Origin of the sequence: Vibrio sp. Vb1337 (genome assembly GCF_033338715.1) — a bacterium.
GTDB classification, from domain to species: Bacteria; Pseudomonadota; Gammaproteobacteria; order Enterobacterales; family Vibrionaceae; genus Vibrio; species Vibrio alginolyticus.
This window is the reverse complement of record NZ_JAWOTD010000218.1, coordinates 1-1,119: the sequence shown is the minus strand read 5'-3', so window position 1 is coordinate 1,119 and position 1,119 is coordinate 1. Positions and strand designations below refer to the sequence as shown.

The following is a 1,119-nucleotide window of genomic DNA, read 5'->3' as shown; positions in this document are numbered from 1 at the left end:
TTTCATGCGTACCAGTCATATGCTGGAACAATTGATGGAGGCCTTACGTTGTCTACCTGGGGTAGGTCCCAAGTCGGCGCAACGTATGGCCTTTCATTTGTTACAGCGTGATAGAAAAGGCGGTCTGCAACTGGCAGATGCGCTGAGTCAGTCAATGACCGAAATTGGTCACTGTGCTGAATGTCGAACTTTTACTGAAGAAGAAGTTTGCCACATTTGTACTAACCCAAAACGCCAAGAAAACGGCCAAATTTGTGTGGTAGAAAGCCCGGCAGATATCGCAGCAGTTGAAGCGACGGGTCAATACTCCGGTCGATACTTTGTGCTTATGGGGCATTTGTCTCCGCTTGATGGCATCGGTCCAAGTGATATTGGTTTAGACGTGCTTGATTATCGTCTACGTCGAGGTGATATTTCTGAAGTGATCCTTGCAACCAACCCAACGGTTGAGGGAGAAGCTACTGCTCACTATATTGCGGAGTTGTGCAGAGAGCACCAAGTCGAAGCTAGCCGTATCGCGCACGGTGTGCCTGTAGGTGGGGAGCTTGAGCTCGTAGATGGCACGACCTTGTCACACTCATTATTGGGTCGACATAAGATTTAATAAAAGCCGCTGAATTAAGCGGCTTTTTTGATCTTGGGAGGTGGGAACGATTAATCGTTCGAGTCTTTACCAAGCAGGTTTTTGTATATAACCGCACCAAGTACGCCACCCACAATAGGCGCAACCCAGAACAGCCATAACTGAGAAACTGCCCAGTCACCTACATACATTGCGACTGCTGTACTACGAGCTGGGTTTACTGAGGTATTAGTCACAGGAATGCTGATCAGGTGAATAAGAGTCAGACACAAACCAATTGCAATAGGCGCGAAACCTTGAGGTGCACGTTTGTCTGTCGCCCCCATGATAACGATAAGGAACATCATCGTCATCACGATTTCAGAAACTAGCGCAGCAAGCATTGAGTACTGACCTGGTGAGTGTTCACCATAACCATTGGCGGCAAAGCCAGAACCAACAACATCAAATCCAGCTTGTCCTGTCGCGATGACATAAAGAATACCACCAGCGATCAGCCCGCCGATCATGATCGGAAGAGCACACGTCTGAACTCC

The 1,119-nt window shown here is 48.3% G+C and carries 2 protein-coding genes; one reads left to right on the top strand and one right to left on the bottom strand.

What is annotated here, in order from left to right; all coding sequences use genetic code 11:
- Positions 1-4: 4 nt before the first annotated feature.
- Positions 5-604: a recombination mediator RecR gene (gene recR / locus R7E42_RS25160; RefSeq protein ID WP_005460088.1), complete on the top strand. Its 600-nt coding sequence runs from the start codon at positions 5-7 to the stop codon at positions 602-604.
- Between the two features lie 50 nt (positions 605-654).
- On the opposite strand, the gene R7E42_RS25155 is transcribed toward recR, so the two are convergent.
- A partial coding sequence (locus R7E42_RS25155) for an aquaporin (protein WP_318073261.1) occupies positions 655-1,119 on the bottom strand: 465 nt, incomplete at its 5' end.

Excerpts from the sequence above, each read along its gene's own strand:
- recR (WP_005460088.1), top strand. The coding sequence starts at position 5 with ATGCGTACCAGTCATATGCTGGAACAATTGATGGAGGCCTTACGTTGT.